The 19,829-nt window shown below is 74.0% G+C and carries 23 protein-coding genes and 1 pseudogene; 13 read left to right on the top strand and 11 right to left on the bottom strand.

The features are described from left to right. Positions 1-12: 12 nt before the first annotated feature. Positions 13-750, top strand: a complete 738-nt coding sequence (locus tag FB470_RS24970) for a LysR substrate-binding domain-containing protein (RefSeq protein ID WP_306995355.1) — start codon at positions 13-15, stop codon at positions 748-750. Between the two features lie 226 nt (positions 751-976). On the opposite strand, the pseudogene FB470_RS36000 reads toward FB470_RS24970, so the two are convergent. After that, positions 977-1,144, bottom strand: a pseudogene (locus FB470_RS36000) (IS481 family transposase); the annotation flags it as partial. 144 nt (positions 1,145-1,288) lie between these two features. On the opposite strand from FB470_RS36000, the gene FB470_RS24965 reads away from it, so the two are divergent. Genes FB470_RS24965 through FB470_RS24955 form a run of 3 tightly spaced genes read left to right on the top strand, consistent with a single transcriptional unit; the run spans position 1,289 to position 3,380 of the window. Further along, positions 1,289-2,680 (top strand): amino acid permease, encoded by a 1,392-nt coding sequence (locus FB470_RS24965; RefSeq protein ID WP_306995354.1) that lies wholly within the window; start codon positions 1,289-1,291, stop codon positions 2,678-2,680. Between the two features lie 15 nt (positions 2,681-2,695). Beyond that, positions 2,696-3,031 carry a TfoX/Sxy family protein gene (locus FB470_RS24960; protein WP_306995352.1) on the top strand — a complete coding sequence of 112 codons (336 nt, stop codon included), beginning with the start codon at positions 2,696-2,698 and terminating at the stop codon, positions 3,029-3,031. Between the two features lie 49 nt (positions 3,032-3,080). Beyond that, complete coding sequence (locus tag FB470_RS24955) at positions 3,081-3,380, top strand: DUF1905 domain-containing protein (RefSeq protein ID WP_306995350.1); 300 nt, start codon at positions 3,081-3,083, stop codon at positions 3,378-3,380. A gap of 4 nt (positions 3,381-3,384) precedes the next feature. On the opposite strand, the gene FB470_RS24950 is transcribed toward FB470_RS24955, so the two are convergent. Together FB470_RS24950 and FB470_RS24945 are read right to left on the bottom strand one after the other, a co-directional pair. Then, positions 3,385-4,392 carry a 2Fe-2S iron-sulfur cluster-binding protein gene (locus tag FB470_RS24950; protein WP_306995349.1) on the bottom strand — a complete coding sequence of 336 codons (1,008 nt, stop codon included), beginning with the start codon at positions 4,390-4,392 and terminating at the stop codon, positions 3,385-3,387. 1 nt (position 4,393) lies between these two features. Further along, on the bottom strand, positions 4,394-5,608 hold the full coding sequence (locus FB470_RS24945) for a cytochrome P450 (protein WP_306995346.1): 1,215 nt from the start codon (positions 5,606-5,608) through the stop codon (positions 4,394-4,396). A gap of 137 nt (positions 5,609-5,745) precedes the next feature. Here FB470_RS24945 and FB470_RS24940 point away from each other — a divergent pair, with 137 nt between their 5' ends. Further along, a complete protein-coding gene (locus FB470_RS24940; protein ID WP_306995344.1) occupies positions 5,746-6,675 on the top strand; it encodes an AraC family transcriptional regulator in 930 nt (309 codons plus the stop codon). A 716-nt stretch (positions 6,676-7,391) separates the two neighbouring features. Here FB470_RS24940 and FB470_RS24935 read toward each other — a convergent pair. Beyond that, on the bottom strand, positions 7,392-7,991 hold the full coding sequence (locus tag FB470_RS24935) for a class I SAM-dependent methyltransferase (protein ID WP_306995342.1): 600 nt from the start codon (positions 7,989-7,991) through the stop codon (positions 7,392-7,394). Then, positions 7,988-8,920 (bottom strand): LysR family transcriptional regulator, encoded by a 933-nt coding sequence (locus FB470_RS24930; protein WP_306995339.1) that lies wholly within the window; start codon positions 8,918-8,920, stop codon positions 7,988-7,990. The genes FB470_RS24935 and FB470_RS24930 overlap by 4 nt, the downstream gene beginning before the upstream one ends. Before the next feature lie 70 nt (positions 8,921-8,990). On the opposite strand from FB470_RS24930, the gene FB470_RS24925 reads away from it, so the two are divergent. The 4 genes from FB470_RS24925 to FB470_RS24910 all read left to right on the top strand — a co-directional run bounded on the left by FB470_RS24925 (position 8,991) and on the right by FB470_RS24910 (position 12,518). After that, positions 8,991-9,851: an SDR family NAD(P)-dependent oxidoreductase gene (locus FB470_RS24925; RefSeq protein ID WP_306995337.1), complete on the top strand. Its 861-nt coding sequence runs from the start codon at positions 8,991-8,993 to the stop codon at positions 9,849-9,851. 240 nt (positions 9,852-10,091) lie between these two features. Then, the gene (locus FB470_RS24920; RefSeq protein ID WP_306995335.1) at positions 10,092-10,478 is read left to right on the top strand and encodes a YciI family protein; all 387 of its coding nucleotides are present in this window, start codon (positions 10,092-10,094) and stop codon (positions 10,476-10,478) included. Continuing rightward, positions 10,459-11,682, top strand: a complete 1,224-nt coding sequence (locus FB470_RS24915) for an RNA polymerase sigma factor (protein ID WP_306995333.1) — start codon at positions 10,459-10,461, stop codon at positions 11,680-11,682. The genes FB470_RS24920 and FB470_RS24915 overlap by 20 nt, the downstream gene beginning before the upstream one ends. Continuing rightward, the gene (locus FB470_RS24910; RefSeq protein WP_306995332.1) at positions 11,679-12,518 is read left to right on the top strand and encodes a carboxymuconolactone decarboxylase family protein; all 840 of its coding nucleotides are present in this window, start codon (positions 11,679-11,681) and stop codon (positions 12,516-12,518) included. The genes FB470_RS24915 and FB470_RS24910 overlap by 4 nt, the downstream gene beginning before the upstream one ends. Here the strand turns inward: FB470_RS24910 and FB470_RS24905 are convergent. After that, positions 12,505-12,822: a hypothetical protein gene (locus FB470_RS24905; protein WP_306995331.1), complete on the bottom strand. Its 318-nt coding sequence runs from the start codon at positions 12,820-12,822 to the stop codon at positions 12,505-12,507. The genes FB470_RS24910 and FB470_RS24905 overlap by 14 nt on opposite strands. Positions 12,823-12,875: 53 nt before the next feature. Between FB470_RS24905 and FB470_RS24900 the strand changes: the two genes are divergently transcribed. From FB470_RS24900 to FB470_RS24890, 3 genes are all read left to right on the top strand, one after another. Continuing rightward, a complete protein-coding gene (locus FB470_RS24900; RefSeq protein ID WP_306995329.1) occupies positions 12,876-13,850 on the top strand; it encodes a pirin family protein in 975 nt (324 codons plus the stop codon). 36 nt (positions 13,851-13,886) lie between these two features. Continuing rightward, positions 13,887-14,219, top strand: a complete 333-nt coding sequence (locus tag FB470_RS24895; protein ID WP_306995328.1) for an ArsR/SmtB family transcription factor — start codon at positions 13,887-13,889, stop codon at positions 14,217-14,219. 168 nt (positions 14,220-14,387) lie between these two features. Beyond that, positions 14,388-15,308 (top strand): TIGR03620 family F420-dependent LLM class oxidoreductase, encoded by a 921-nt coding sequence (locus FB470_RS24890; RefSeq protein ID WP_306995327.1) that lies wholly within the window; start codon positions 14,388-14,390, stop codon positions 15,306-15,308. Here the strand turns inward: FB470_RS24890 and FB470_RS24885 are convergent. From FB470_RS24885 to FB470_RS24865, 5 genes are all read right to left on the bottom strand, one after another. Further along, positions 15,305-15,892 (bottom strand): GrpB family protein, encoded by a 588-nt coding sequence (locus FB470_RS24885; RefSeq protein ID WP_306995326.1) that lies wholly within the window; start codon positions 15,890-15,892, stop codon positions 15,305-15,307. The genes FB470_RS24890 and FB470_RS24885 overlap by 4 nt on opposite strands. An 11-nt stretch (positions 15,893-15,903) precedes the next feature. Further along, positions 15,904-16,659, bottom strand: a complete 756-nt coding sequence (locus tag FB470_RS24880) for a hypothetical protein (RefSeq protein WP_306995324.1) — start codon at positions 16,657-16,659, stop codon at positions 15,904-15,906. 12 nt (positions 16,660-16,671) lie between these two features. Next, the gene (locus tag FB470_RS24875) at positions 16,672-17,118 is read right to left on the bottom strand and encodes an ABA4-like family protein (RefSeq protein WP_306995323.1); all 447 of its coding nucleotides are present in this window, start codon (positions 17,116-17,118) and stop codon (positions 16,672-16,674) included. Beyond that, on the bottom strand, positions 17,115-18,074 hold the full coding sequence (locus FB470_RS24870; RefSeq protein ID WP_306995321.1) for a hypothetical protein: 960 nt from the start codon (positions 18,072-18,074) through the stop codon (positions 17,115-17,117). Before FB470_RS24870 ends, FB470_RS24875 begins: the two co-directional genes overlap by 4 nt. 295 nt (positions 18,075-18,369) lie before the next feature. Further along, complete coding sequence (locus FB470_RS24865; protein ID WP_306995319.1) at positions 18,370-18,705, bottom strand: VOC family protein; 336 nt, start codon at positions 18,703-18,705, stop codon at positions 18,370-18,372. Between the two features lie 221 nt (positions 18,706-18,926). Between FB470_RS24865 and FB470_RS24860 the strand changes: the two genes are divergently transcribed. Beyond that, positions 18,927-19,778, top strand: a complete 852-nt coding sequence (locus FB470_RS24860) for an SGNH/GDSL hydrolase family protein (RefSeq protein WP_306995317.1) — start codon at positions 18,927-18,929, stop codon at positions 19,776-19,778. The last annotated feature ends 51 nt before the right edge of the window (positions 19,779-19,829 follow it).

Genomic DNA, 19,829 nt, shown 5'->3' with positions numbered 1-19,829 from the left:
TAACCTGGGCTGGTGACAGAGCCGGACGCAGCGCCCTCGTTCACGCTCGGCTACGTCCCGGGGGTGACGCCGGGCAAGTGGGTGCGCATCTGGGAGGAGCGCACACCCGGGGTTCCGCTGCGCCTGGTGCAGGTCTCCGCCGCGGCGGCGGCCGGCCTGGCGCGCGACCGGCACGCCGACGCGGTCCTGCTGCGCCTGCCGACGGACCGCGAGGGCCTGCACGCCATCCCGCTGTACACGGAGACGACCGTCGTCGTGGTTCCCAAGGACCACCTGGTGGCCGCCGCCGACGAGGTGACGGCCGGGGACCTGGCGGACGAGGTCGTGCTGCACCCGCTCGACGACACCCTGGACTGGGCACAGCCCCCGGGCCGGCCGGCGCTCCACCGCCCCGCCACGACGGGCGAGGCGATCGAACTGGTCGCGGCGGGTGTGGGTGTGCTGGTCGTTCCGCAGTCGCTGGCGCGGCTGCACCACCGGCGCGACCTGACCTACCGGCCACTGGTGGACGCCCCGCAGTCGCGGGTGGCGCTGTCCTGGCCCGAGGACGAGACGACCGACCTGATGGAGCACTTCATCGGCATCGTGCGCGGCCGCACCGTGAACAGCACGCGCGGCCGCCCGCCGGCGCCGAAGCAGTCGAAGGCCAAGCGCCCGGCCGAGGAACGCGAACCGTCGCGCCAGCGGGGCTCGGGCCAGCGCGGCTCGGGCCAGCGGGGCGGCAAGCGGGGCAAGCCACGCCGCCGCTAGGGTGTAGCGCCCAGCGAGGTCGTCGACGCGGCTGGTGTGGGCACGGTGGTGGTTGTCGTGGTGGAAAGGTTGGGCGTGCGCCCATTCTTCGGCCGGGGTGCGGTTGAAGCGTTCGGCTTTGCCGTTGGTTCGGGGTCGGTAGGCGCGGGGTGAAGCGTTGAGCGGCACCGAATCTCGGTGGCCGCGGCGCGGAAGGCGCGAGAGCGGCGGCAGGCCAGGCCCACCACCCGCCGCCCTCGCGCAGCCGTCCAAGTTTCTCCACATCGACGTGCACCAACTCGCCGGGCCGGTCCCGCTCGGAGCGGCAGATCGGCTCGCCGGCGGGACGACCCGGCCAGGCCGGCTTGGGCATCCCGTGGCGCACCAGCACGCGGTGCACCGTGGAGGCAGGCATCGTGCACATCCCCCGGCGCGGTCGCGCTCACGCCGGGCGCCGCCCCGAACCGCCCGACCGCGGGACCGCCACCCGGCGCAGCGCACTGCCCCACCCGGCCCAATCCGGTTCCTCATTCACCGTTTCCCTGTCAAGATCGTGAGAATGGGCCAGACCACCGAACACGGGCGCGGTGCGAACCTGCGCCCCACCCTCCGGCAGCGGCACGTGCGCATGATCGCCCTCGGCGGGATCATCGGCGCGAGCCTGTTCATCGGCAGCGGCGCCGTGGTGCACACGGTCGGACCGGCGGCGGTCCTGTCCTACGCACTCGGCGGCCTGCTCGTCGTGCTGGTCATGCGCATGCTCGGCGAGATGGCGACCGCCTCACCCGCGCTCGGCTCGTTCATGGAGTACGCCCGGGAGTCGCTCGGCGGGTGGGCCGGGTTCACGATCGGGTGGCTGTACTGGTACTTCTGGGTCGGCGTGGTGGCGTTCGAGGCGGTCGCCGGCGCGAAGATCCTCGTCGGCTGGGTCCCGCAGGTGCCGCAGTGGGTGTTCTCGCTGGTCCTGATGCTGCTGCTGACCGCGACCAACCTCGCGTCCGCCCGCTCGTTCGGCGAGACCGAGTTCTGGCTGGCCTCCGTCAAGGTCGCCACCATCGTCGTCTTCCTCGCGATCGGCGTGCTGTTCGTGCTGGGGCTGTGGCCGGGCGCGTCGTTCTCGGTCGGCAACATCGCGCGCGACGGGTTCTTCGCCACCGGCGGGTTTTCCGTCCTGCACGGCGTGGTCATCGTGATCTTCTCCTACTTCGGTACCGAGATCGTGACGATCGCCGCCGCCGAGTCGGCCGAGCCCGCGAAGGCCGTGGCCAAGGCGACCGCCGCGACGGTGTGGCGCGTGATCCTCTTCTACGTCGGCTCGGTCGCGCTGATCGTGATGATCACGCCGTGGCGCGAGGTGCCCAGCGACACCAGCCCGTTCGCGGCGGCGTTCGGCCGCTTCGGCATCCCGGCGGCGCAGACGATCGTCAGCGTCGTCGTCCTCACCGCGGCCCTGTCGGTGCTCAACTCGGGCCTCTACACCGCCTCGCGCATGCTCTTCGCCCTGCGCCGCCACCACTGGGCGCCGCGCTGGATCGCCGACGTCAACCGGCGCGGCGTCCCGTGGAAGGCGATCCTGCTGTCCACAGTGGTCGGTTACGTGGCGGTGGTGATGAGCTACGTCGCGCCGGACACGATCTTCTCGTTCATCATCAATTCGGCAGGTGCGGTGGCGCTGTTCGTCTACGCGATCGTCGCCGGCTCGCAGCTGCGGATGCGCCGCGCCCTCGAACGGACCGCCCCGGAGCGGCTGACTCTGCGCATGTGGGGTTACCCGTGGCTGAGCTGGCTCACCCTGGCCGGCACGGTCGCCGTGGTGGTCTCCATGCTGTTCGTCGCGGACGCGCGCTCGCAGCTCTACCTCAGCGTGGTCAGCCTCGCGGTGATCCTGCTGCTGTACCCGCTGGTCCGGCGCGGCGCCGATCCGCACCGGGTGGAACGAAGCACCCGGTGAGGGTGATACTCGGGCATGGCCTACGACCGCGAACTGGCCGAGCGGGTCCGGGAGCTGCTGGCCGGTGAGGACGGCATGACCGAGAAGCCCATGTTCGGCGGGCTGGCGTTCCTGGTGCACGGCAACATGTCCGTCGCGGCCAGCTCGCAGGGCGGGTTGCTGGTGCGGGTCGAGCCGGCGGACGGGGACGCCCTGATCGGTGACCACGTGCACCCGATGGTGATGCGCGGGCGCGAGATGACGGGGTGGCTCCTGGTCGACGCCCCGGCGGTCCGTACCCGGCGGCAGCTCGAACAGTGGGTCGCGCGGGGCGTGTCGTACGCGCGGTCCCTGCCGGCCAAGGCCCGGTGACCGAGGGCGGCGGCCCGGAACTGTCGGTGGCCCGTGCGATCCTGAGCCCGTGGACTACGTTTTCGACGCCGAGCTGTGGGTGTGGGACGCCCGCCGCGCCGACACCTGGACCTTCGTCACCCTGCCCGCCGAGGCGTCCGACGAGATCCGCGACCGGACCGGCCCCGCGCGCCGGGGGTTCGGCTCGGTCCGGGTGCGCGCCGGCATCGCCGGGAGCACCTGGACCACGTCGATCTTCCCGGACAGCGCCCGCGGCCGCTACGTGCTGCCGGTCAAGCGCGCCGTCCGGACGGCCGAGGGCCTCGACGAGGGCGACACCGCGACCGTCCGGCTCGAGCTGCTCCGGTGACGCCTCACCCCGGCTCGGCGGGCGTGAACTTCTCCCGGTGGATCTGCCGCGGCGCCATCCGCCGCCGTTTGAACGCCTTCACCCCGGCCTCCACCATCGCGGGCGGGCCGCACAGCCACCCCGACCAGCCACGCCCGCTGGCGACGTCCTCGACGAACGCGTCGGTCGGGAAACCGCTGCGGTACAACGGATCCGGCTCGTGCGAGAGCACCGGCACGAACCGGAAACCCGGGTGCTCCCCCGCGATCTCGGCGAACCGGCCGAGGTCGTACAGGTCCGCCGCGCCGCGCACGCCGTGGTACAGCAGCACTTCCCGGGACGGGTGCCGGGCCAGCGCGGTCCGGGCGAGCCCGACCAGCGGCGCCAGGCCCGTACCACCACCGATGAGGACCATCGGGCCACCGTCGTCCTCGGACTCCGGCGGCAGGCGGAAATCGCCCAGCGGGCCGGACGCCGACACCTGGTCGCCGACCGCGAGCCGGTCGAACAGCCACCCGTCGGTCGCGACACCGCCCGGCACACGGCGCACGTGCAGTTCCAGGACCTTGTCCTCGTCGGCGGTGTTGGCCAGCGAATACTGCCGCCGCGCACCCGAGCCGGGCACGACGAGCTCGACGTACTGCCCGGCGTCGAAGGCCAGCGGCTCGGACAGGCCGAGCAGCACCCGCCGGGTGTCCCGCGCGATGTCGGCGATCTCCAGCACCGTCGCCGTGAAGTCCCGCAACGGGTGGGTGCTGCGCCCGGCGTCACCCGGGCTGCTCACCTCGGTGTCGGCCAGGGGCCGGGCCTGGCACGCCAGCGCCAGGCCCGCCGCGCGCTCCGGTTCGCTGAGGGTGTCCAGCGGCGAGGCCCCGTGGTCGACCTCGCCGGAGAGCACCCGCAGCTTGCAGGTGCCGCAGGTGCCCTGGTTGCAGGAGTTGGGCATCCACACCCCGCCGCGCAGGAACGCCTCGAGCAGGGTCTGGCCGGGCTCGCACTCGACGCGCCGGCCACCGGTGCTCACCGCGACCATGTCAGACCTCCCAGGTCACGTGCAGCGTCGTCGGCCCGCGGAAGCCCCAGCCCCAGAACTCCACACCCTCGCGGGTGTCGCGCTCCAGGTTCGGGATCGCCTCGAACAGCTCCTCCAGCGCGATCCGCATGACGTGGTTGGCGAAGTAGATGCCCGCGCACGCGTGGTTGCCGGCGCCGAAGGCCAGGTGCGGCAGCGGCGGCCGGTGCAGGTCGTAGGTCGAGGGCGCCTCGTAGGTCCCGGTGTCGTGGTTGGCCGAGCCGTAGGACAGCATCACCGGCGTCCCGGCCGGAAGGTCGACACCGGCGATCGTGACCGGCTTGGTGGAGATCCGCGCGGTGGCCGACCAGATCGGCGAGGTCCACCGGAGCCCCTCCGAGATCGCCCGCGGGATCAGGGCCGGGTCGTCGACGACCTCCTCCAGCTGCTCGGGCCTGCTGAACAGGCCGACCAGCGTGGACGCCATGCCGTGGCCGGGCTCCTGCATCGCGCCCAGCAGGTAGACGTAGATCGTGGGGTAGATGTACTCGCGGTCGCGGGTCTGGCCGGGCGGCATGCCGTCGTGCAGCCAGTGCGAGATGGCGCTGTCGTCGGGGTGCTCGATCCACTTGTCGATGAGCGGGTCGACGATGGCGCGGATCTCGGCCTTGGCCTGGTCCCCTTCGGCGAAGCCCTCGGGGTTGGCGAACTCGCCGTCCTCGGTCATCGCGGCGTTGGTGAACGAGCGGTTCAGCTTCGCGAACCACTCGCGCAGCTTGTCGGAGTCGACGTCGTGCAGGCCCAGCAGGTCGCCGAGCGCGCGGACGCTGACCGGCTCGCAGTACTGGGCGACCAGCTCGGCGTGGCCGTCGTTCTCGAACCGCTCCAGGTAGCGGCGGGCGATGGGGCGCACCAGGTCGTCGATCCAGCGGTCGACCTCGGCGGGCTGCAGTGCGGGCTCGACCATCGACCGCAGGTCGGCGTGCACGTCGCCGTTGACGCCGATGATCGCCGGGTGCCCGAAGGTCCGGCCGCCGGCCGGGGTGATCACGCCCTCGAAGTCCGGGCTGGTCGCCACCTCGCGGCAGACCTCGGCCGTCGAGGCGACGTAGGACCCCAGCACCGGCACGAACGCCAGCGGCGCCTCGGCCCGCAGCCGCTCGTACACCTCGTACGGGTTCCGTTCGAGCTGGGTCATGGTGACCTCGTCGAGCCACGTCTTCTCGGTGGTCGTCATCGCGTTCCTCCCACGTCGTCGTGCGGATGTTCCGGGAGGTTAAGGAGCCCCTGACCTGCGCGGCGACACGTTTCGCGCGGAGTCGGCACGGATCGCGCGGCCGGTTGGCGACCGGCGTCTCTGGTATCCTCCCGGCCATGCCCGCACGGCGTAGTGCGCCGCCCCGGGACTGGCACCAGGCGTCCCGGAGGGTGGCGGAGGCGTATTTCCCGCACGAGCTGCACCCGCTCGGCGGGGGCCGCGAGCCGCGCCTGACGCTGCGCACGCTCGACCTCGGGCCGGTGCTCGTCGGGCACGTGGGGTGGGGCGCCGACGTGCGGGTCGCGTGCGACTACCCGGGCGCGTACGAGATCAACATGCCGCTCACCGGGCACCTGGAGAGCCGCGGCCGGCACGGGACGGTGGTGTCGGTGTCCGGGCAGGCGACGGTGTTCCGCTCCGACACGCCGTCGCTGATCAGCCACTGGGACGCGACCTGCACCGTGCTCGGGGTGAAGTTCGACAGCGGGTGGCTGGACCGCGAGGCGGAGCGCGTGCTGGGCGGTGACCGCGTGACGCTGCGCGGTGAGCTGCCCGACCAGCTGCAGCTGGCCGCCGGGCGGGGGCGGGCGTGGCGGCAGCTGGTCGGCGGGCTGGCGGCGAACCTGCACGAGCCGGATCTGCTCGGTGACCTGGTGCGGGAGCAGCTGGCCGGTGCGCTGGCGGCGAGTTTCCTGCTGGCCGGGTGCCCGGAGGCCGGGGCCGGGCCGGTGCCGCGCCCGCGCGCGATCGCCCGCGTGGTGGACCGGTTGCACGACGACCCGGCCCGGGCCTGGACGGCGGCCGACATGGCCGAGGTGGCGGGCACCAGCGTGCGCCGCCTGCAGGAGGGGTTCCGGCAGTGGGTGGGCTGCAGCCCGACCGAATACCTGCTCGGCGTACGCCTCCAGCGGGCGGACGCGGACCTGGCCGCCTCCGGCGACACGATCAGCGCCGTGGCGGCCCGCTGGGGTTTCTCGAGCGCCAGCCGCTTCGCGGCGGCCTACCGGCGGCGGTACGGCGTGACGCCGGCGCAAGCCCGCCGCTGAAGCCCCGCCGGCCGCACGCCGGGCCGGGGGCTGGCCCTGCCGGGCTGGGGCGTACCGGCCCAACCGGGCCGGGGCGTGCTGGCCCCGCCAGGCTGGGGCGTACCGGCCCAACCGGGCTGGTGGGCGCGCTGCCGGAGCTGGAGGCACACCGGCCCCGCCGGTCCGGGGCGCGCTGGCCGCACGCCGGGCCGGGGTGCTGGCCCTTCCGCGCCGGGACACGCCGGCCCCGCTGGGCCGGTGGGCGCACTGCCGGAGCTGGAGGCACACCGGCCGCACGCCGGGCCGGGGCACCGCTGGCCCCGCCGGGCTGGGGCGCGCTGGCCCTGCCGGGCTGGTGGGGCGCACTGCCGGAGCTGGAGGCACACCGGCCCCGCCGGGCCGGAGCGCGCTGGCCCCGCCGGGCTGGTGGGCGCGCCGCCGGAACTGGAGGCACGCCGGCCCCGCCGGATTGGCCGACGCAGCGCCCGAGCCCGGCTAGCGGCACGCCCGAGCCGTGCCCACCAGGCAACACGCCCAGCTGCCGGTGCGCCGGACTGGGCCGCGAGGGGTCAGTAGCGCCCTGCCCGCGAGGGCTCAGGCCCGCGAGGGGTCAGGCCCGCGCCGGGCTGCGGCTCGGTGGCGGCGGGCTCCAGCGCTTCCGGTGCCCCGGGGGCGGCCACCCGCCGGAGCACCTCTGCCCGGTGCGGCCGCCGCCGGTCACGCCGCCTCGGCCCGGGTCAGCGGCTCGCGAGCACCAGGTAACGCTCCGCACCGTCGTCGACCAGCTCGGGGTGCCATCCCGCGGCTCCCAGCGCCGCGCGGATGTTCGGCTCGCGGCGGAGGTCGTCGTCCGTCAGGGCGCGGCCCTGGCGGCGCGCGAGGGCCGCGCGGCCGATCGGGTGGAACAGCGCCAGCCGGCCGCCGGGGCGGCACACCCGGGCCAGTTCCCGCAGCCCCGCGACCGGGTCGGGCAGGTGCGCCACCAGGCCGGCCGCGAAGACCGCGTCCAGTACCGCGTCGGCGAACGGCAGGTGCAGCGCGTCCCCCAGCAGCAGGGCCGCGGCCTCGCCCCGGCCGCGCGCCAGCGCCTCGCCGAGCATCTCGGGTGTCACGTCGAGCCCGATGACCGTCCCCTGTGGACCCACCGCCGCCCGCAGCTCGGGCAGCGCACGCCCGGTTCCGCACGCGATGTCGGCGACCGCACCACCGGCGGGCGGCGCCAAGTCCGCCACCGCACGCCGGTAGCGCGGCCCGTCGTCGGGGAACTTGATCTCCCACGTCGCCGCCCGCGGGCCGAAGAACGCCCGCGTTGCGGCGAGATCACGCGCCATGCTCATTCCCCCAGCGTAGGCCGGTCGCCCGGCCCGTCGATCGCCGCCGCGCGCAGGGCCTGCGCCACCCGTTCGGCCGCGTCCGCGGCCGGCCCCGGCATCCGCGCCACCCACAACCGCCGCCGTTCGGACGGCCCGCCCCGCACCGGCAGCACCCGCACCCCCGCCGGCACCACGCCGGTCAGTGACTCCGTCACCGTGGTGATCCCGAACCCGGCCGCCACCAGGTGCAGCTTCGCCAGCCAGTCGCGCGCGGTGTGCGCGATCTCGGGGCGTTCGTCGAGCCCGGGCCAGACCCCCATCACCCGGTCGTCACCGGTGCCGGCGATCCACCGCTGCCCGTGCAGATCGGCGATGTCGACGTAGTCACCGCGGGCCAGCGGGTGCGCGGCGGGCACGGCGACACGCAGGCTGCGTTCGGTCAGCGTCCGCAGCACCAGCGCGGGGGTTTCGGTGTCCGGCGGGCGGAACGGCGGCGCGGCCGCGAGGAGTGCGAGGTCGATCGTGCCGGCCCGCAGCGCGCGCACCAGCGCCGGGGTGCTGCCCTCGCGCGTGATCACCGTGATCGCCGGATGGGCGCGCCGCAACGCCGTGAGCGCCCGCGGCACGAGTGCGGCGCCGGCGCTGGCGAACCAGCCGAGCCGGACCGTGCCCTCCTCGCCGGGCAGCCCGGCCAGCTCACGCGCGGTCGCGTCGATCTGGTCGATCACACCGGCCGCCCGGCGCACCACGACCCGGCCGGCCGGGGTGAGCCGCACGCCGTCGTGGCGCCGTTCCAGCAGGGGCGCGCCCGCGGCCCGTTCCAGCGACGCGATCTGCCGGGACACCGCCGACTGCGTGTAGCCGAGCGCGGCGGCCGCGGCGGTGAGCGTGCCCCGCTCCGCGACCTCGCGGAAGACGCGCAACGCGGTGAGCGAGGCATCGGTGAAGGCCATGAGGAACAGGAATACCCGCGTTGCGGAACTTTCGCTACCCGGATGGCTCCGGCGTTCCTAGCGTGGAGTCATGAGCAACAGCGGAGCGAAAGTCGCGGTCGTCACCGGCGCCACCCAGGGCCTGGGCCTGGCGCTGGTCGAGGGACTGGCGCAGCGTCTGTCCACTGCGGACACCGTCTACCTGACCGGCCGGGACGCCGAGCGGGTCCGCCGGGCCGCCGAAGCCGTGCCGGCGGGTGGGGCGCGGGTCGTCGGCGAGGTGTTCGACGTCGCCGATCCCGCTGCCGCCGGCCGGTTCGCCGGCCGGCTGCGGGATCGGCACGGCGGGGTCGACATCGTGTTCGGCAACGCGGTGATGCGCGTCGGGCCCGACGACGACCCGCGCGCCGTCGTCGGCGCCTACACGCAGGTCAACAACTTCGGCACCACCCGCCTGCTGCGGGCGTTCGCGCCCCTGCTGCGCGACGACGGCCGGCTCCTCGTGGTGGCCAGCTCGCTGGGCAGGCTGCACCACCTCGCGCCGGTCCTGCACCGCCACTTCGACGGCCTGACCTCGCTCGAGGAGGTGGACGAGCAGGTCACCGCCTGGCGGGACGCGGTCGCCGACGGCAGCGCCCGTTCCGGCGCGTGGCCGGGGTTCGTGAACATCCCGTCGAAGATCGGCCAGGTGGCTGCCGTCCGGGCACTGGCCGGGCAGCGGCGCGAGGCCGACCTGGCGCGCGGGATCCTGCTGGCCGCGGTGTGCCCGGGCATGATGAACACCCCGACGTCCGCGCTGTGGTGGGACGTCCGGGACGCGGCCGCCCCGGCCACCGCCGCCGTCCCGCTGCTGGACCTCGCCACCGAGCCGGTGAAACCCGAACACTACGGCGAACTCGTCCGGTTCGGCGAAGTGCTGCCCTGGTCGCCCTACCCGGCCCGGTCGGCCTGACCGCCGTCTCAGGACAATCGCCCGAAGGGTGGGAATCATTTCCGGGGCCACCGGTCCACGGTTCTCGCGCCCGCTGTGACCAGGGCCGGCTGTGCGGGTGGGGCGCGCAACCCGGCTCGCACGCCGCGAACTGCCTGAGCTACACCCCCCGCTGAGCACGCGGTGCGGGGAAATTCCCCGCAAGGTGTCGAGTTCCGGGTGTCCCGTTCGTCATCCTGGGGTGAGCGACCGGGAGGACACATGCGCTACCTGCTGATGATCTACAACTGCGAGCGGCCGGAGCCGGACGATCCGGGTTTTCCCGAGGCCCTGGCCAGGGTGAACGCGTTCGCCGACGAGTGCCGCCGCCGCGGCGCGCTGGTCGCCGGCGACCCGTTGCACCGCGAGGACACCGCCACCACCGTGTGCGTGCGGGACGGCCGGACCCTGATCACGGACGGCCCGTTCGTGGAGACGCACGAGCACCTCGGCGGCTACTACGTCCTGGACTGCCGGGACCTCGACGAGGCGCTGGAGCTGGCTGCGCTGTGCCCGATGGCCGAGACCGGCACCATCGAGGTCCGGCCGCTGGTGCGGGCACCGGGCGTCGACAACTCCCCGGCCGGGCATGCGGCAGCAGGCGGCTGACCAGGCCGTCGAGCAGGTCTACCGCGAGCACCGGGCGCGGATGCTCGCGGCGCTCGTGCGCGTGCTCGGCGACTTCGAGCTGGCCGAGGACGCGCTGCAGGACGCGTGCGCCCTGGCGTTGCGGCACTGGCGCGGCACGGTGCCCGGCGACCCTGTCGCGTGGCTGCTCACCGCCGCCCGCAACCGGGTGGTCGACCGGCTGCGCCGGGACCGGGTGGGCCGGGCGAAGGAGGCCCAGGCGGACCCCGGGGCGGCCGCGATGACCGGCTTCGACGACAACCGCCTGCTCGACGTGGGCGACGAGCGGCTCAGCCTGGTCTTCACCTGCTGCCACCCCGCGCTGGCCCCCGAGGCGCGCGTCGCGCTCACCCTGCAGGCCGTGGCCGGGTTGACGGCCGCGCAGATCGCGCGGATGTTCCTCGTCCCGGAGCCGACGATGGCGCAGCGACTGGTGCGGGCCAAGCGCAAGATCCGCGACGCCGGGATCAGCCTCGCCGTGCCCGCCGACCACCTGCTCCCGGAACGGCTGACCGGCGTGCTGGCGGTCGTGTACCTGATCTTCACCCAGGGGTACACGACCTCCGAAGACTCCGCACCGCTCCGGCAGGAGGCGATCCGGCTGGCGAAACTGGTCGCGGCCCTGATGCCCGACGAACCCGAGGCACTGGGCCTGGTCGCGCTGCTCCTGCTGCACGACTCGCGCAGCAGCACGCGCCACTCCCCCGACGGCGAGCTGGTCCTGCTTTCCGACCAGGACCGCGGCCGGTGGGACCGCGCCGAGATCGCCGAGGCGATGGGCGTGCTGGACCGCGCGCTGCGGCACGGCGCCCCCGGGCCGTACCAGGTGCAGGCGGCGATCGCGGCCCTGCACGCCCAGGCACCATCGGCCGCGGAGACCGACTGGCCGCGGATCGCCGCCCTGTACACCGAACTGCTGCGGACCGCACCGTCGCCGGTGGTCGCGCTCAACCACGCGGTCGCCGTCTCCATGGCCGAGGGACCGTCGGCCGGCCTGGCCCTGGCCGACCGCATCGACGGGCTCGACCGGTACCACCTGTTCCACGCCACGCGGGCGGACCTGCTGCGCCGGCTCGGCCGCCGGGCCGAGGCCGCCGCGTCCTACCGCAGGGCGCTCGACCTGGCCGCCCATCCCGCCGACCGCCGCTACCTGTCCGGGCGGCTCACCGATGTGGAGTCCTCATGAGACTGTCCATTCTCGACAACGGCCACCGTGCGCGCGCCCGGCTGTTCCTCGCCGTGACCGGGCGGGGCGACGCGCCGGACATCGTGCGGACGCTGCTGTACCGGCCGGACTTCTTCGCCCGGCCCCTGCTGGCGATCACGGTCCCGGCGATGCGCGGGCCGTCCTTCTGGACGCCGGCCGAGCGCGAGTACCTGGCGATGACCACCGCGCGGTTCCACCGGTGCCCGTTCTGCGCCGATTCCCACACCGAGCTGGTCCGCATCGCCGGGCACGGGGAGATCGATACCGGCGGGCGCGGCCGTCCCGAGGTGGCCGCGATCCGGGCGTTCCTCGACGCGACCCGGACCGGCGAGACGGCCGAGGTGGAGCTGCCGGAGGCGGCCGTGCGGGAGGCACTGCACGTCGACCTCGTGTGGAACGTCGTGAACCGGCTGGCCAACGCGTTCGGGTTCACACTGCGCGGCGACCAGGTGCACACCGGCACCCGCGCGCTGCACCGGTTCGGCTACGCCTTCCCCGGCTTCCTCCTCGCCGGCGGCGACCGGACCGACCACGGCGATCCGGTGACGAACCTGCGGCACGCGGTGTTCGAGGCGGCGGCCGTGACGTCGCCGGAGCTGCGCCGGGCGGCGGGCACCGGCACCGGCCTGGACGAGCCGTGGCGCACCTACACGGCCCTGGTCCGGGACGCCTCGTACCGCATCACCGACGCCGACATCACCCGTCTGCCGGCGACCGAGGACGAGATCTTCGAGATGACCGCCGCGGCCGCCGTGGGCGCCGCGCTGCACACCTTCGACACCGGCCTGCGGGCACTGGCCGTCAGCCGGGGTTGAAGTTCTGGTCGACCTGGGTGGCCAGCGCGTCCAGCGCCGCGCCGGCCGGGCCCGCCCCGGCGTCGCCGGTCAGGCGCAGGTGCACCGCGCTCGCGCCGGCACCGGCGGCCTCGGCCCGCAGCTCGGCCCGGCTGGAGGACCACTCCAGCTCGACGCGTGACCCGTCGGCGCGGCAGCGCACGTCCTCCGGGCGCACGCCGGCCACGTCGGTCAGCCACGCCTTGACCTGCCCTGGATCGGTGGCGGCGTTGAGCACGATGTCCGGCATCGCGTCGATGCCGCGGCTCGCTTCGGAAACGTTCACCGCACAGGCCTACCCGCCGCCACCCGCGGCTACGCGCTGGCAGGATGGACGGCATGAGCAACGTCGAGGCGAACCCGGCCGAGCTGGTCTGCGCGGACCGGCCCTCCTCCCGCGGGGTGACCGTGCTGACCCCGCGGGACGTTCCCCTCGGCGGTCCCCGCGCCCTGCGTGTCCGCCGCACGCTGCCGCAGCGGCAGCGGTCGCTGATCGGGGCGTGGTGCTTCGCCGACCACTACGGTCCCGAGGACGTCGCGGTGAGCGGCGGGATGGACGTCGCGCCGCACCCGCACACCGGACTGCAGACGGCGAGCTGGCTGTTCAGCGGCGTGATCGAGCACCGGGACAGCCTCGGCACGCACGGCCTCGTCCGGCCCGGTGAGCTCAACCTCATGACCGGCGGGCACGGTATCGCGCACTCGGAGGTCTCCACGCCGGACACCACGATCCTGCACGGCGTGCAGCTGTGGATCGCGCTGCCCGACGAGCACCGCCACACGGGGCGCGACTTCCGGCACTACGCGCCGCCGCTGGTCACGCTGCCCGGCGCGGCGGTCCGCGTCTTCCTCGGCAGCCTCGCCGGCAGCACGTCACCGGTGCCGGCGTTCACCCCGCTCCTCGGCGCCGAACTCACGCTCGACCCCGGCGCGCGCGTGTCGCTCGACGCCGACCCGGCGTTCGAACACGGGGTGCTGCAGGACACCGGCAGCGTGACGGTCGAAGGCACCGCGCTCGGCAACGGCGAGCTGGCCTACCTCGCGCCCGGCGCCGACCACCTGGAGCTGGCCAACGACGGCGACGGGCCGGCGCGGGTGCTGCTGCTCGGCGGCACGCCGTTCGCCGAGGAGATCCTGATGTGGTGGAACTTCGTGGGCCGCAGCCACGACGAGATCGCCGCCTACCGCGAGGCGTGGCAGGCGCAGTCCGACCAGTTCGGGCAGGTCGAGGGCTACACCGGGCGCGTGTCCCGGCTGCCGGCACCCGAGCTGCCGCACACCCGCATCAAGCCGCGCCGCAACCCGTCACACTGACATCGACGTCCCTCGATACGTCGGTAACCTGGGGACATGACGGAAGCCGCGGTCTCACCGGATCCCGACGTCGTCCGCGCGCTGCGGGCGCTGTCGAACCCGGTGCGCCTGCAGCTGCTGGCGTGGTTGCGCGAACCCGAGCGGCACTTCCCGATGGACCGGGCGATCGCGGACCCGGCCGAGGTCGGCGTGTGCGTCAGCCACATCCAGGCCAAGGCCGGGCTGGCGCAGTCGACGGTGTCGGCCTACCTCGCCGAGCTGCAGCGGGCCGGCCTGGTCCGGGCGACCCGGGTCGGCAAGTGGACGCACTACAGGCGGGACGAGCAGCGGATCGCCGACCTCGTCGAGGTGCTCGGGCGCACGCTCTGACGCCCCGCCGCCGTCAGTCCTGCTCCGCCGCGCGGTGGTGCAGGTAGCGGCTGCGGGGTCTCCCTCTGCGCCAGCGAGGAACGCCTCGCGCGCGCCTGCAGCTGGTACGGGCCGGGCCGGCGGTACCACCCTTGGCTGCCATATCGAGGTTCTGCGATACTTCGATGTATGCGCTTCGAGGACCTCGGCACCTTCGGGATCTACACCTTCGACTTCGAGCACCAGCCGGCCGCGCGGATGCGCGAGTCCGTCCAGGAGCTCGAGGACCGGGGCTGGCGCGCGGTCTGGTTCCCCGAACTCCTCGGACGCGAGGCCTTCACGCACGCCGGGCTCCTGCTCGCCGCCACCCGGCGGATGCGCGTCGTCAACGGGATCGCGCAGATCTGGTCGCACCCCGCCGCGTCCACGCACGGCGCGGCGACCCTGCTGGCCGACGCCTACCCCGGCCGGCACGTCCTCGGCCTCGGGTTCGGCGGCACCCCGCGCCCCGGCGTCACACCGCTCGCGGCCATGCGCGGGTACCTGGACGAGCTGGATCGGGTGAGTTCGCCCAACCCCGCGCCCACGACCCCGATCCGGCGCATCCTGGCCGCGTACGGGCCGAAGATGCTCGAACTGGCGCGCGACCGCGCCGCGGGCGCGCAGACCTACAAGGTCAACGTCGCGCACACCGCGCGGGCGCGGGAGATCCTCGGGCCGGACGCGTTCCTCGCCGTCGAGCACGCCGTGCTGCTCGAGCCCGACGCGGCCACAGCCCGGGCGATCGCGCGCGAGCACCTGCGGCCCTACCTGTCCTCGCCGTACAACATCGCGAAGTTCCACAAGCTCGGCTACACCGACGACGACCTCGCGCACGGCGGCAGCGACCGCATCGTCGACGACCTCGTCTTCTGGGGCACGACGGAGCGGATCACCGAGCGGCTGCGCGAGCACCTCGTGGCGGGCGCGAACCACGTGACAATCCAGGTCATCGGCGTGGAGCCGGGCACTTCGGCGATGCCGCAGTGGCGCGAACTCGGCGAGGCGCTCGAAGTCGGGAATCAGGGAACCGCGATGGAGTACCGGAGGAGGCGCGGACCACTCGGCTAGAGCATCCCGGCCGCGCGGAAGAGCCGGTCGTAGATCTCGCGGATCACGTCCTGCTTGCGGGCGTTGTAGTCCATCACGGTCCCGCCGCCGGGGATCGCGCTGCGCTTGGCCCGCTCGTAGCGGTCGCGATCCTCGGGGTGGGTGCGCAGCCAGTCGCGGAACAGGCGGTGCCGGACGGTTTCCGGGCAGCCCGGCCCGAACACGTGCAGATTGACCCGCGGCTCGGCGAGCGTCAGGCACCGGTGCTGGTGGAAGGACGGCTCCCGGATCGTCAGGACGTACCCGAGCCCCTCGAGGGGCGGCACGTAGGCGTCCTCGTCGCGCGGATCGGCCACGGTGAGGTCGATGTCGATGACGTCCTTCGCGGCCAGCCCCTCGACCGAGGTGGACCCGACGTGCTCGAGGTCCAGCACCGCCGCACCGAGCGCGGCGCGGATCCCGGCGGCCAGGCACCGGTAGCGGCGCGGCCACTCCGGCGTGGAGGGCACGATCACCACCGGCGCCGCGGGCGGCGGGCCGTGCACCCACGGGTTCTCGCCGGGGTCGGGCTCGTGGTGCCGGGTGATCTCCTCGTTGGTGGGCACGTGCCATCCTCTCACGCGCCCCAGATCCAGCCCTCCAGTTCGCCACCGGGTGAGTCCTCGACGGACCCGCCCGCCATGCCCAGCGCGGTCATCGCCGCATCGAAAGCGTCCTCTGTGGACGCCGCGATGTCCCGCCACGGCCGGGGAATCCGTGCCACCGCGCCGGCGCGGACGGCCGGGTCGCTCTTGACCACCCGGCCGGTGAACATCCGCGGGTAGACCTCGGCGACGAACGGCGGCCGCGGCGGGTCGAACGGCCAGATCCGGAACCCGGCGCCCGCGAGCCGGTGCAACGCGCGCATCCCGTACAGCGAACCGCGCCCCACCTGGCCCGCGCCGACGAGCTGGAAGACCGACTTGGCGGGATACCCGGCCGCCCGCACGACCTCCTCGGTGCGCCGGAACTCCCGACCGGCCGGCACCGCCTTGCGCGTGCTCCAGAACGGCGGCTCCGGCGCCGACAACCACCGTGACAGGCCGTGCGCCCGCATCGCCGCGGTCAGCGCCTCGTCGGCGAGCGCCGCCCACAGCCCGCGCGCGGTGAGCCCGCGCTCACGCAGGTACCAGGCCGGCAGCGAGAACGCGAAGTCCATCCCCACCACCAGATCCGGCCCGGCGCGGCCGATCAGCCACTCGACGACCTCGTCGCGGCTACGCCCGTTCTCCAGGCGCACCAACCGCCCGGCGACCACCTCGGCCACCCAGATCGCCCGCCGCTGGTCCGGGCCGTTCCGCCCGGACCAGTCGACGGCGATCACGCGGGTCACCCGCCGATGGTCTCACCCGGCGGACGCCGGACTCGCCGCCCTGGCCGGGGCGACCGAGCGCACCACCAGGTAGGCCAGCACCCCGAACGGCGACAGCAGGATGGTGAGCACCAGGATCGGCGCCAGGAACGCGTGGTGCACGCCCCGTTCCCGCGCGTCCCGGTACATCCACCGGCCCACGAACAGGTCGAACGCGATCAGGTGCGCCCAGATCGCCGCCGCGCCCTCCGGCGTGCCGAGGAACGCCCGCAGGGCCTCGAGGTCCGGGCTGCTCACCACCGACCACAGGGTCCCGAACTCACCGGCCGCGAACACGGTGTAGATCGCCATCGGCGGGACCACGATCCACGGCGAGCCGATGATCCGGCACGTGCCCGACCAGCCGGGCGCGAAGATCATCAGCGCCCAGAACGGTGCCGCGAGGGCGAAGGTGGTGTCGAACAGGGTCGTCGTGCTCACGACACGCTCACTTCCGGACGGCGGGGTTCGGTGGCCAGGGACCAGGAGGTGCCCGCCGCCACGGCGACGACGAGACCGGCGAGCGCGAGCACCGTCGAGGCGTCGGGGTGGATCAGCGGCTGGCCGCGCAGGGCCTGCCACGTCACCAGCGCCACCAGACCCGCGTACCCGGCCGCCGCGACCAGCACCAGCCGCGCGCGCACCAGCTCGGACCGCACCCGGCTGAACCTCCTGGCCAGCACCCCGAGCAGCAGCGCGAACAGCGGCAGCGCCTGCAGGGCGTGCATGCCGACGAAATGCGGGATGCGCAGGTCGCCGCCGGTGGTGCTCCAGCCGGTGACCGGCATGCTCGGCCCGCCGTCGGCCACCCCGACGCTGTGCGCGCCGACGAACCCCTCGAACGTGCCCTCCCGCATGGAGCGGGCCTGGGTCTCGGTCGGGCCGAGCATGAGGCCGCCGAGCGCGAGCCCGGCCAGCGAGACGAGCGCACCCAGCCGGATCGCCCACCGCGCCGCCGGATCGGCGATCCTCGTGCGCAGCACCAGGATCGTGAGCACCAGCGTCGCGGTCCACAGCCCCGCGATCGAGGCGCCCATGATCGAGAACAGCGTCGCGTCGAACGGGGTCGCGGCGTTGAAGTGGCTGGCCCGCCCGCGGACCACCTGGGTCACGATGATCGCGTACTCCACGAGCAGGATCACCACGATCGCCGTGGACACACGGTCGGCGAGCCGCCGGCCGCGGTCGAGCTGGCTGAGCATCCACGCCCAGGTCACGCAGTAGGCGGCGATCGAGACGGCGAACTTGAACGGTTTGAGCCAGATGGGCGCGCCGAGCAGGACACGGTCGTCGAACACGAGCCCGCCGAGCGAGACCACGGCCATCGCGGCCATGAGCCCGGCGGTCCACATCATCGGACGGTGCCAGGCCGGGGCGCGGCCGAGCAGGGCAGTCATGCGAACTCCTCCCAAGTCGGATAGTTCTGCTATCCACTACGGGAAGTTACACTATCCATCCTGAGAACGTCCACAGCACAGGCGGCGAAGCGGTTTTTCTCGCCGGTGATCAGGGAGGTGATCAGGGAGGTGGACGAGAAGTTCATCCCCACGACCGGGTTGCCTGACGGCCGCGCCGTGGAGGCTGCTCCCGCCGGGCCGCCGCACCTGCCGGCGTCCGGGATCTACCTGGTGCCGCAGCGGCACATCGTGACCGCCTTCGTGCGCGCGGGCCTGAAGCGACCTCCGGCGGGGCTCACCCCACGGGGGCCCCGCCGAAGCCGATCTCGTTGCCGTCGGCGTCGCGGTAGGTGATCTTGCGGACGCCGTTGCCGTAGGTCTCCCGCGCCGCGGGCTCCAGGCCGCGCCCGGCGATCTCGCCGACGACCGCGTCCAGGTCGTCGACGAAGATCGTGTGCCGCGCGTGGCCCGCGTGCTCCGGCCGGCGCTCGATGTAGAGGTAGCGGTGGTGCGCCAGCTCCCACACCGCCTCGACGTCGTTCGGCCGGAACGCGATCGGTCCGAGCAGGCGCTCGTACCACTCGCGGGCGGCCGCGTAGTCGCTGACCGCGATCCCGGCGAAGAGGTCCATGCCCGTGAGCGTAGGGCGTCAGGGCACGACCGGCCGGTTCACCACGGCCCCGGACAGCACCATCGCGACGTGCACCCGTCCGGCGTCCGGCGCGAGCGGGCAGGGTCGTGGCGACGAGCGCCCCGTCCGGTGGCTTGACAAGCGTTTCGCGGATGCCCGAACATCATCAAGCCCTGGCTACTCGCCAGTAGGTAGCCCGCCAACGACGCCCGGGAGCCCGCATGTCTCGCCGCCTCGCCGCCACCTTCGCCGCCGCCACCGCGACCGCCGCCCTCGCGACCGCTCCCGCCGCCAACGCCGCGACGCTGGACTACGTGGCGCTGGGCGATTCCTACAGCGCGGCCTCCGGTGTCCTGCCCGCGGATCCGGCCGCCTCACCGCTGTGCCTGCGCTCGTCGCGCAACTACCCGCACCTGATCGCCGCCGAGACCGGCGCTCACCTGACGGACGTCACCTGCGGCGCGGCCGAGACCAGGCACTTCACCACCGCCCAGTACCCCGGCGTGCCGCCGCAGGTGGACGCGCTCGACGCCGGCACCGATGTCGTCACGATGACGATCGGCGGCAACGACAGCGGCGTGTTCATCAGCGCCATCCTCGCCTGCGGCAGCGCCGGCGTCCTCACCCTCGGCCAGGGCAGCCCGTGCCGCGACATCTACGGCTCGAGCTTCGAGGACACCGTCCGCACCAAGACCTACCCGGCACTGGTCGGCGCGCTGCGCGCGGTGCGGGACAGGGCCCCGGACGCCGACGTCGCGATCCTGGGCTACCCGTGGATCCTCCCCGCGACGGGCGGCTGCTTCGACAAGATGCCGGTCGCCGCCGGTGACGTCCCCTACCTGCGCAGCCTGCAGACCACCCTGAACGACGCCGTCGAGCGCGCGGCCGAGGCGACCGGGGTCACCTACGTCGACCTGTCGGAGGCGTCCGAGGGGCACGACGCCTGCCAGGCTCCGGACGTGCGGTGGATCGAGCCCGTCCTGCAGGGCGGCAACCCCGTCGTGGTGCACCCCAACGCCCGGGGCGAGGCCGCGATGGCCGCGGCGGCGATGGACGCGCTGAACCTCGGCTGAGCGAGAGCCGGCCACCCGGGCGACCCCACGGCCGGGTGGCCGGCTCCGCGA

This window comes from Amycolatopsis thermophila (genome assembly GCF_030814215.1).
Lineage (GTDB): Bacteria > Actinomycetota > Actinomycetes > Mycobacteriales > Pseudonocardiaceae > Amycolatopsis_E > Amycolatopsis_E thermophila.
Note: the sequence above shows the minus strand (reverse complement) of the source record. Positions and strands in the feature narration are given on the sequence as shown.

Bases quoted from the DNA above. Each gene is read 5' to 3' on its own strand.
- FB470_RS24965 (WP_306995354.1), top strand. From the start codon at position 1,289: ATGGGCCAGACCACCGAACACGGGCGCGGTGCGAACCTGCGCCCCACC.
- FB470_RS24960 (WP_306995352.1), top strand. From the start codon at position 2,696: ATGGCCTACGACCGCGAACTGGCCGAGCGGGTCCGGGAGCTGCTGGCC.
- FB470_RS24950 (WP_306995349.1), bottom strand. From the start codon at position 4,392: ATGGTCGCGGTGAGCACCGGTGGCCGGCGCGTCGAGTGCGAGCCCGGC.
- FB470_RS24945 (WP_306995346.1), bottom strand. From the start codon at position 5,608: ATGACGACCACCGAGAAGACGTGGCTCGACGAGGTCACCATGACCCAG.
- FB470_RS24940 (WP_306995344.1), top strand. From the start codon at position 5,746: ATGCCCGCACGGCGTAGTGCGCCGCCCCGGGACTGGCACCAGGCGTCC.
- FB470_RS24935 (WP_306995342.1), bottom strand. From the start codon at position 7,991: ATGAGCATGGCGCGTGATCTCGCCGCAACGCGGGCGTTCTTCGGCCCG.
- FB470_RS24930 (WP_306995339.1), bottom strand. From the start codon at position 8,920: ATGGCCTTCACCGATGCCTCGCTCACCGCGTTGCGCGTCTTCCGCGAG.
- FB470_RS24925 (WP_306995337.1), top strand. From the start codon at position 8,991: ATGAGCAACAGCGGAGCGAAAGTCGCGGTCGTCACCGGCGCCACCCAG.
- FB470_RS24920 (WP_306995335.1), top strand. From the start codon at position 10,092: ATGCGCTACCTGCTGATGATCTACAACTGCGAGCGGCCGGAGCCGGAC.
- FB470_RS24915 (WP_306995333.1), top strand. From the start codon at position 10,459: ATGCGGCAGCAGGCGGCTGACCAGGCCGTCGAGCAGGTCTACCGCGAG.
- FB470_RS24910 (WP_306995332.1), top strand. From the start codon at position 11,679: ATGAGACTGTCCATTCTCGACAACGGCCACCGTGCGCGCGCCCGGCTG.
- FB470_RS24900 (WP_306995329.1), top strand. From the start codon at position 12,876: ATGAGCAACGTCGAGGCGAACCCGGCCGAGCTGGTCTGCGCGGACCGG.
- FB470_RS24895 (WP_306995328.1), top strand. From the start codon at position 13,887: ATGACGGAAGCCGCGGTCTCACCGGATCCCGACGTCGTCCGCGCGCTG.
- FB470_RS24890 (WP_306995327.1), top strand. From the start codon at position 14,388: ATGCGCTTCGAGGACCTCGGCACCTTCGGGATCTACACCTTCGACTTC.
- FB470_RS24870 (WP_306995321.1), bottom strand. From the start codon at position 18,074: ATGACTGCCCTGCTCGGCCGCGCCCCGGCCTGGCACCGTCCGATGATG.
- FB470_RS24865 (WP_306995319.1), bottom strand. From the start codon at position 18,705: ATGGACCTCTTCGCCGGGATCGCGGTCAGCGACTACGCGGCCGCCCGC.
- FB470_RS24860 (WP_306995317.1), top strand. From the start codon at position 18,927: ATGTCTCGCCGCCTCGCCGCCACCTTCGCCGCCGCCACCGCGACCGCC.